8 protein-coding genes and 1 pseudogene are annotated in these 8,065 nt (G+C 63.4%); 4 read left to right on the top strand and 5 right to left on the bottom strand.

Annotated features, from left to right (window positions below; genetic code table 11):
- Nucleotides 1-246 precede the first annotated feature (246 nt).
- Both AC0L2A_RS32020 and AC0L2A_RS32025 read right to left on the bottom strand, forming a co-directional pair.
- Nucleotides 247-1,530 (bottom strand): tyrosine-type recombinase/integrase, encoded by a 1,284-nt coding sequence (locus AC0L2A_RS32020; protein ID WP_473612212.1) that lies wholly within the window; start codon nucleotides 1,528-1,530, stop codon nucleotides 247-249.
- A 250-nt stretch (nucleotides 1,531-1,780) separates the two neighbouring features.
- On the bottom strand, nucleotides 1,781-3,184 hold the full coding sequence (locus AC0L2A_RS32025; protein WP_473612213.1) for an aminotransferase-like domain-containing protein: 1,404 nt from the start codon (nucleotides 3,182-3,184) through the stop codon (nucleotides 1,781-1,783).
- 106 nt (nucleotides 3,185-3,290) lie between these two features.
- Between AC0L2A_RS32025 and AC0L2A_RS32030 the strand changes: the two genes are divergently transcribed.
- On the top strand, nucleotides 3,291-4,154 hold the full coding sequence (locus AC0L2A_RS32030; RefSeq protein WP_473612215.1) for a DMT family transporter: 864 nt from the start codon (nucleotides 3,291-3,293) through the stop codon (nucleotides 4,152-4,154).
- A 349-nt stretch (nucleotides 4,155-4,503) separates the two neighbouring features.
- Here AC0L2A_RS32030 and AC0L2A_RS32035 read toward each other — a convergent pair whose 3' ends face one another.
- Both AC0L2A_RS32035 and maiA read right to left on the bottom strand, forming a co-directional pair.
- Complete coding sequence (locus AC0L2A_RS32035) at nucleotides 4,504-5,544, bottom strand: zinc-dependent alcohol dehydrogenase family protein (RefSeq protein WP_473612216.1); 1,041 nt, start codon at nucleotides 5,542-5,544, stop codon at nucleotides 4,504-4,506.
- Nucleotides 5,545-5,564: 20 nt separating this feature from the next.
- The gene (gene maiA, locus AC0L2A_RS32040; protein WP_473612217.1) at nucleotides 5,565-6,215 is read right to left on the bottom strand and encodes a maleylacetoacetate isomerase; all 651 of its coding nucleotides are present in this window, start codon (nucleotides 6,213-6,215) and stop codon (nucleotides 5,565-5,567) included.
- A 157-nt stretch (nucleotides 6,216-6,372) separates the two neighbouring features.
- On the opposite strand from maiA, the gene AC0L2A_RS32045 reads away from it, so the two are divergent.
- From AC0L2A_RS32045 to AC0L2A_RS32055, 3 genes and pseudogenes are all read left to right on the top strand, one after another.
- Nucleotides 6,373-7,056 (top strand): response regulator, encoded by a 684-nt coding sequence (locus AC0L2A_RS32045; protein WP_023803603.1) that lies wholly within the window; start codon nucleotides 6,373-6,375, stop codon nucleotides 7,054-7,056.
- Nucleotides 7,057-7,087: 31 nt separating this feature from the next.
- On the top strand, nucleotides 7,088-7,465 hold the full coding sequence (locus AC0L2A_RS32050) for a VOC family protein (RefSeq protein ID WP_473612219.1): 378 nt from the start codon (nucleotides 7,088-7,090) through the stop codon (nucleotides 7,463-7,465).
- Between the two features lie 59 nt (nucleotides 7,466-7,524).
- A pseudogene (locus AC0L2A_RS32055) lies at nucleotides 7,525-7,596 on the top strand (DNA-binding response regulator); the annotation flags it as partial.
- A gap of 79 nt (nucleotides 7,597-7,675) precedes the next feature.
- On the opposite strand, the gene AC0L2A_RS32060 reads toward AC0L2A_RS32055, so the two are convergent.
- Nucleotides 7,676-8,065 (bottom strand): response regulator (locus tag AC0L2A_RS32060; RefSeq protein WP_473612220.1); only part of this gene is annotated, 390 nt, incomplete at its 5' end.

The following is an 8,065-nucleotide window of genomic DNA, read 5'->3' on the forward strand; positions in this document are numbered from 1 at the left end:
TAAAGCGTGACCGCCGCTTCCTGACCCTAAGCGTCTGGCGAACGGCGAAGGTCAACGCCAGCTTGGGGTTGGAGCAAAACCGGCGTCACCTTCAGTTTTGGTGGGGAACGGTTGTGGTGCTGATCGGGGCAAAAGACCGATTGCGTAGCCGGGCCACAGGGGAGCAGCGGCCTGTCTCCCCGGTAGGAAGCAGAAGGCCCGCCCGGGCAGGAACGCTCAGGCGGGCCGTGAGACGGCAGTATATACTCAGCCGGCGCGCTTCAGCGGAACGACGCTGCCGCTGACCACGCCCTCGACATAGGCGGACCACTGGCCCAACGCCTCGCGCATTTCGGCCTCATATGGGTGCCGGTTGTATGTGCCGGCGACGCCGCTGCGGAAGCCTGAAACATGGTTCAAGATGCACTCGATGATATGCGGCAAGATGCCCAGCGCGGCCATTCCGGACGCCGCTGTCCGCCGGCAGTCATGAATTCGCCAGCACGCCATTGGCTCCGCGATGCCGGCGTCGACGCGCGCGGCGTTGATCTTGGCGTCGAGCAATATTTTGTTCGTAGACCATGACCAGAAGCCGTTCGGACCGGAATTGAACACGAAGCCCTTGCCATCCGCCGGCCGTGGCGGCAGCAGGGACAGAGCCAGGGGCGACAACGGGATGGTGTGGCCGCAGCCATTCTTCGTCTTGGACGGGGGCAGGCGGATAGCCTTGGCGTCGGGATCGATCTCGGGCCATGTCAATGAGCCGAGTTCCTGCCGGCGCGCGCCGGTCAAGATCAGCAGGCGGACCAATCTGCCGAAGTCGGTGTCGTCGCAGGCGTTCCAGACTTCCGCCAGTTCCGCGTCGGACAACACCCGCTCGCGTGCTGGCGGCGTATCCGGCCTGTCGAGATCGATCATCGGGCTGGCGTTTTTGCGTTTGCCCTTCCTGACGGCCCACGAAAAGAAACCGGACAGTGCGCTATGGAGCATCACCGCGAGATGCGGCGACTTCAGCCTCATGGTTTCGATCAGTTCGTCGGTGTCCTCGCGCTTGACGTCCTCCAGCGCCATGGAATGGAGCGGCGCGGCGTTGACGTGCAGATAGCGGCCAAGATCATGCAGGCTCTTGGCGCGCATCGGGCGATGCTCGCGACCCTTACGCCGGCTGTCCGTCTTCTTGTAGGCGATGAACTGATCGATCGCCGTCTCGACAGTAATGCGCCGCGCCAGCCTTTCCGCTTCGGCCTGCTCAGCCGCGCGCTTGGCCTGCTCCTCCCTGATCGGGTTGTCGCCAAGCTTGATCCGGGCCAAGAACGTGCCGGCCCGTTTCCGGGCGTCCTCCAGCGTCAAGCCGCCGACATCGCCGATCTTTTTCGGCTTGTACTTGCCGTCGAAGGGATCGGTATAAAACACCTCAAACGTCCGCCTGACGCCGCGCTTGCCACGCTTGATGCGGACGACGAGGCCGGGGCATTGGTGATCCGGTAGCCGCTTTTCCCCCTTGTTGCCGTCCGGTATTAGGGTGCTGATGGTTTTGTCGGTGAGTTTCATTGCCTTGTCTCCGTGGTTGGCCCCGAACTTGGGAAGTTCTTGGGAAGTAAAATTGCAGATCACGGTGACAATACGTAGCTAGGTCTCTGCACCGCTTAGTTAGCGGCGTAACGCAAAATTCTCATATCACGCAAGGGCTTGTTGGAGCGTTGCTATGCTGTGTCTAGGTTGTGGCTAGTATAAAACGAGTTTGCTCTATGAGCGGCGGCGCAGGCGGGCAGGGCCGTGAGGGGCGAAGAGCAGCGAAAAATCAACGCGACATCGCCTCTTCGAGCGTCCTGAAAATTCTCTCGTCCGCCGACTGCGCGACGTTGAAGCGCAGGAAACGGCTGGCGGTTTGGGACAGGCTGAACGCATTGCCGGGCGCCAGAACGACATTGGCCGGCAAGGCGCGGCGGGCTATATCAGCTGCATCGACGCCTTCCGGCAGTCTGCACCACAAGAACATGCCGGTCGGCTGGTCGATCCACGGCACGATGCCGATCGCCTTCAGGCGGGTGCTTGTCTCAGCCATGGCGCGGGAAAGCCGCGTGCGCAGCAGATCGACGTGCTTGCGATAGCTGCCGTCCTTCAGCAGCGTCAGCACCAGTTGGCAGGCAAGCCTGCCGCTGCCGAATGACGTGGCGATCTTGAGATCGGTCAGTCCTTCCATCCAGTCGCGCGGAGCCGCGATGAAGCCGCAGCGCACCGACGCCGAAAGCGTCTTGGAGAAGCTTCCGATATGGACGACGCGACCAAGCCCGTCGAACGCCGCCAGCCTGGGTGCGGGGGTGTGTTCGAAGTCGGCAAAGATATCGTCTTCGATGATCGTCAGATCGGATTGGTCGGCGAGCTTGAGCAATCGATGGGCGACGACCGGCGACAGAATTGCACCCGTTGGATTGTGAAGCGCGGAATTGGTGATGTAGAGGCGCGGCCGGTGCTCGACCAGCGCCTGCGCGAACAGCTCGATATCCGGTCCCGACGGCGTATAGGCAACGCCGACCACCTTGGCCCGGTGAGCGCGCAACAGGGCATGGAAGTTGAAATAGCAGGGGTCGTCCACCAGCACCGTGTCGCCCGGTTCGAGCAGGAACCGGCACAGGAGGTCGATGGCCTGGGTGCCCGATTCCGTCAGCATGATCTGGTCGGGAGACGCCTCGATGCCATGCTCTGCCATGCGTCGTGCGAGCAGATGCCGCAGCGGCGGCAGCCCGAGCGGGGTGCCGTAATCGGTCAGCGAGACATCATCGCCGCGTGCCATTGTCCGCAGTGCCCGGCGCAATCCGGCCTCCGGCATCCACGCGGCCGGCAGCCAGCCGCAACCGGGCTTGAGCACGCCGTCGCCGGCTTCCAGCGACTGGCGCGAAACCCAGAGCGGATCGACGGCACGGTCAAGCCTGGGGCCGATCTCGGCCAGCGACAAGGGAGCCAGCGGTCCGGCGGCATAAAAGCCCGAACCTGGACGCGACCGGATGATGCCTTCTGCGGCAAGACGCTCATAGGCTTCGACCACTGTGGATTTCGAAACCTGCATGGTTTTCGCGAAAGCCCGGATCGAAGGCAATCGTGTTCCCGGTGTCAGGCTGCGTGCGGCGATCCTGTGCCTGATCGTCGCCATGACGCTTTCGACAAGCGTCCCGCTGCCCACATTTTCCGTCGTCCGCTCGCCCATCCGTACTGCTCAATCTGCCATGACAGTTTCATCAAACTGTACCTCATTGTCTCTGGCGGCGCCATAGGTCCGGCCCGATAGAGGGCGAGAACATCAGGGGCATGCAATGGACAAGACGGCGGGCGGCTGGATCAACGGATTCGTAGGCGTGCTGATTTTCAGCGGATCGCTTCCGGCAACGCGGGTTGCGGTGATGGATTTCGATCCGGCGTTCCTGACCGTCGCCCGTGCTGCCACGGCAGGCATCCTCGGCCTTGCGCTTCTAATCGTCTTTCGCCAGAAGCGTCCGGAGCGGCGCGATCTGCTGTCGCTGGCTATCGTGGCGCTTGGCGTCGTGGTCGGCTTTCCGCTGCTGACCGCGCTGGCGCTCAAGCACGTCACCTCGGCCCACTCCATCATCTTCATCGGCCTGTTGCCGCTGGCGACCGCGATCTTCGGCGTCATTCGCGGCGGCGATCGCCCCAAACCGGCCTTCTGGCTGTTTTCATGCCTTGGCAGCGCCCTGGTTGCCGGATTTGCGGTGACCCAAAGCGTCTCGGCGTCGCCGCTTGGCGACATGCTGATGCTGGCGGCAATCATCGTGTGCGGACTGGGCTATGCGGAAGGCGCCGCGCTGTCGCGCAAACTTGGCGGCTGGCAGGTGATCTCATGGGCGCTGGTGTTGTCGCTGCCGGTCATGCTGGCGCTGACGCTCATCACCATGCCACCGTCACTCGAAAACGTCGGCAAGGCCGCCTGGATCGGCCTGGCCTATGTCTCGCTGTTCAGCATGCTGATCGGTTTCGTGTTCTGGTATCGCGGGCTGGCGCAAGGCGGCATCGCCGCGGTCGGGCAGTTGCAGCTTCTGCAGCCTTTCTTCGGCCTCGGCCTGGCGGCAATGCTGCTGCACGAGCAAGTCAGCCCCGCCATGATCGCCGTCACCGCCGCCGTCGTGCTCTGCGTGGTCGGTGCGAAGCAATATGCGCGGTAGGCGCCAGCCCTTCTTCCTTCTCCCCTTGTGGGAGAAGGTGGATTGGCGCGCAGCGCCAAGACGGAAGAGGGGTGCTGGCCGGAGTGCTGTTGGTGCCAAGCTGGAGCACCCCTGCCATGAAAGTAACTTCAAACTCTGTTTCATTTCAATCAGATAGCGGCTTGGGCCAAGGGATCGATTTTAAAGCCGATATACCAGAGAAAGCGGCCCGCGCACCTTTCATCTACGATGGCGCCCGGCGCCGGGCGATGTGTCTCATCCGGCCGCGGAGCCTGTCCTCGGGCTTGCCGGAGGCAAGACCCGTGGGCGGCCACCTTCTCCCACAAGGGGAGAAGGGAGAGCCGCACGGCTAGAACTTCGTCACCACGCCGATGCCGATGCCTTCGAAGCCGCCCATCGCCATCAAGGCGGCCGGCGCCTCTTCGAGGCTGATCCGCTTGCCGACCAGCAGTTCTGGCTTCAGCTTGCCGGTGCGGATCATCTCCATCATCGCCTGGTAGCGGTAGGCTTGCATGCCGTGGCTGCCGCGGATTTCGAGCTCGAAGGCGATCACCTTGTCCATCGGGATCTGCGGCCTGGCGTGATCGCCGAGCATCAGCCCGACCTGGACATGGCGGCCGCGCCGGCGCAGGTTGGCGATCGAGTTGAACGAGGTCGTCGGATGGCCGAGCGCGTCCATCGACATGTGCGCGCCGCCATTGGTGATCTGCTTGACCGCCTTGACCACGTTCGGCGTCCTGGCGGCATTGATCGTCGCCACCGCGCCGATTTTTTTGGCGAAGTCCAGCTTCTCGTCGGTCAGGTCGATGGCGATCACGTTGGCGCCCATGGCGCTGGCGATCATGATCGCCGACAGGCCGACGCCGCCGCAGCCATGCACGGCCACCCATTCGCCTGGCGTCACCCGGCCCTGGTCGACAATGGCGCGGAACGAGGTGACGAAGCGGCAGCCAAGGCTGGCGGCGGTGGCGAATTCCATCTCGTCCGGCAAGCGGACCAGATTGGTGTCGGCATGGTCGATGGCGACATATTCGGCGAACGAGCCCCAGCCGGTGAAGCCGGGCTGGGTCTGGTGCTCGCAGACCTGATGGTTGCCGGAGCTGCATTCGAAGCAACGGCCGCAGCCGACGGCGAATGGCACGGTGACGCGCTCGCCGGTCTTCCAGCGGGTCACCTGGCTGCCGGCGGCCACCACGACGCCGGCAAGCTCGTGGCCCGGCACATGCGGCAGACGGATGCCGTCGTCGTGGCCCATCCAGCCATGCCAGTCGCTGCGGCAGAGCCCGGTCGCCTCGACCTTGATGACAACGCCGCCCGGTGACGGCTCCGGATCGGCAACGGTCTGGATCGTCGGCACCTCACCGAATTTTTCGAAGACAACGGCTTTCATCGGCAATTCCTCAAGCTGCTCTACTCGGCATCGATCTGGTTCTCGGGTGCGGCCCTTTGGAAGGCCGGCAGCGCCATGCAGGCGGCGTGGATGCGTGTGATCGTCGGGTAGGGCGTCAGGTCGACGCCGAAACGGGCATTGCTGGTGACCTGAGCGGCCAGGCAGATGTCGGCCAGCCCCGGCATGTCGCCATGGCAGAATGTCTTTGTTTCAGGCGATGAAAAAAGAATCTTTTCAAGCGGCTGGAAACCTTCGTTCACCCAGTGCCGGAACCAGTTGGCGACGTCCTCGTCGCCGGCGCCGAACAGCGTGCGCAGCGAGGTCAGCACGCGCAGGTTGTTCACCGGATGGATGTCGCAGGCGATCATCTGCGCCAGCATCCTGACGCGGGCCCGGCCCGGCGCGTCCTGCGGCAAAAGCGGCGGTTCGGACCTGGTCTCGTCGAGAAATTCAATGATCGCCAGCGATTGCGTCAGCAGCGTGCCATCGCCCAGGATCAGCGCCGGCACCAGTCCTTGCGGATTGACCGAGAGATAGGCGGGCTCCAGATGCTTGCCGTGGCGCAGATGATGCGGCACATATTGGTAGGTCAGGCCCTTCATCTCCAGTGCGATCCGCACCCGGTAGGAGGTGGAGGAGCGGTAGTAGTTATGCAGGACGAGGTCGCTCATTCCTGCACATTCGGCCGATTTGGACGACCGGGCAAGGCATGCTCGTCCGGAAATTGCCATCTCCGCCCTTCGGCCAGGGATGGCGATGTACTATTTGCCAATAATCTGGCCATGGTCGCTGGGCTATTCTATCCTGCCCTGAACTGAAACGAACGCCATGACCGCAGTCAACGATCGCGCCCGGTTTCTGATCATCGACGACCACCCGCTGTTTCGCGAGGCGCTGCACAGCGCTGTGCAGATGGCCTATCCGGACGTCGACACTGTCGAGGCGCGTTCGATCACCGAGGCGTTCGAGCTCCTGGCGGACGCCAAGCCATTCGATCTGGCGCTGCTCGACCTCAGCATGCCCGACGTGCATGGCTTCGACGGACTGCTGCAGCTTCGGACCCGCTATCCGCGCCTGCCGGTGGTCATCGTTTCGGGGCATGAGGAGCCCAAGATCATTTCCGAGGCGCTGTCCTATGGTGCTGCCGGCTTCATCCCGAAATCGGCGCGCAAGAGCGACCTGGCCGCCGCCATCCGCTCGGTGATGGAAGGCGCGATCTACGTGCCCGAAACCTATGAGGGCCAGCCGCCGGACGCCGACAGCACCGACCGCGCCGAGATGGTGCAGCGGCTTGCCAAACTGACGCCGCAGCAATTGCGGGTGCTGCAGATGCTGCGCCAGGGCTTGCTCAACAAGCAGATCGCCTACGAGCTGCAGGTCGGCGAAACCACCGTCAAGGCGCATGTCTCCGAGATCCTGCGCAAGCTCAATGTCTACAGCCGCACGCAAGCCGTCATCGAGGTTTCGAAGCTCGACAGTGCCGAGCTGTTTCGCGGCCAGGCGGGGTTTTAGGCGCCGGCTGCGGATAGACAGGACGGGCACGATGAAAGCCACAGCGCTCGATCATATCGTTCTTGCGGTCGATGATGTCGAGCGCGCCTGCCGCTTCTACGAACGGGTGCTTGGCATGGAGCCGCGACAGGAGCGGCTTGGCAAATGGTCGCTCCACTTCGGCGCCAATAAGATCAGTCTTCAGGACGCACGTGCCTTTCCCGACATCGCACGCGACACGGTGCCGGGCAGCGGCAATTTCTGTGTGCTCACCGATACGCCGATCGACGAGGTGGTGAAGCAACTCTCGGCGCAAGGCATCGAGATTGTCGCTGGGCCGGGCGAACGTTCCGGAGCCGTCGGCGCCATCCTGTCGGTCTATTTCAAGGATCCCGACGGCAACCTCGTCGAAGTCAGCAACCGGCTGTAGCCTTTTTTACACGCAATCACGGCTGTGCAAACATGATAGAGTGCACTGTCACCGTAATTCGGACGCAAGCCGTCATCGAGGTTTCGAAGCTCGACAGTGCCGAGCTGTTCCGCGGTCAGGCGGGGTTTTAGGCGCTGGCTGCGGAATTACGGTACGGCGACAGTGCACTGCTTTCTTGTCGCTCGCAGTCTTCTGCCACTGTCTTTGGGATCAAGCCAAGAGATGCGCCAGCAGGGCGCGCAGTTGTGCCGGTTTCAGCGGCTTGCGCATCAGCTCGATGCCGGCGGCGCGGGCGGCTTTGGCGACGGTCTCCGAACCGTCGGCGGTGACGATCAGCGCCGGCACGGCGCGGCCGAGATAATCGCGGACCTCGGCGATCGTGGTGGTGCCGAGGTCGCCGCCGTCGAGATGCTGGTCGGCGATGACGATGTCCGGCACCCAGTCGGTATCGCCGAGCATCTCGAGCGCGGCATCGGTCGAGGTGGCGGGGCGCACCAGGCATTGCCAGCGCTCGAGCAGGGATGTCATCGCCTGCAGCACCTCGACGTCGTTCTCGACCAGCAGCACCTTCGTGCCGAACAGACCGTAGCCGCGCGGCCG

This window comes from Mesorhizobium sp. WSM4844, from assembly GCF_055811775.1.

Coding starts and splice junctions, on each gene's coding strand:
- AC0L2A_RS32020 (WP_473612212.1), bottom strand. CDS start 1,530: ATGAAACTCACCGACAAAACCATCAGCACCCTAATACCGGACGGCAAC.
- maiA (WP_473612217.1), bottom strand. CDS start 6,215: ATGAGCGACCTCGTCCTGCATAACTACTACCGCTCCTCCACCTCCTAC.
- AC0L2A_RS32035 (WP_473612216.1), bottom strand. CDS start 5,544: ATGAAAGCCGTTGTCTTCGAAAAATTCGGTGAGGTGCCGACGATCCAG.
- AC0L2A_RS32030 (WP_473612215.1), top strand. CDS start 3,291: ATGGACAAGACGGCGGGCGGCTGGATCAACGGATTCGTAGGCGTGCTG.
- AC0L2A_RS32045 (WP_023803603.1), top strand. CDS start 6,373: ATGACCGCAGTCAACGATCGCGCCCGGTTTCTGATCATCGACGACCAC.
- AC0L2A_RS32025 (WP_473612213.1), bottom strand. CDS start 3,184: ATGGGCGAGCGGACGACGGAAAATGTGGGCAGCGGGACGCTTGTCGAA.
- AC0L2A_RS32050 (WP_473612219.1), top strand. CDS start 7,088: ATGAAAGCCACAGCGCTCGATCATATCGTTCTTGCGGTCGATGATGTC.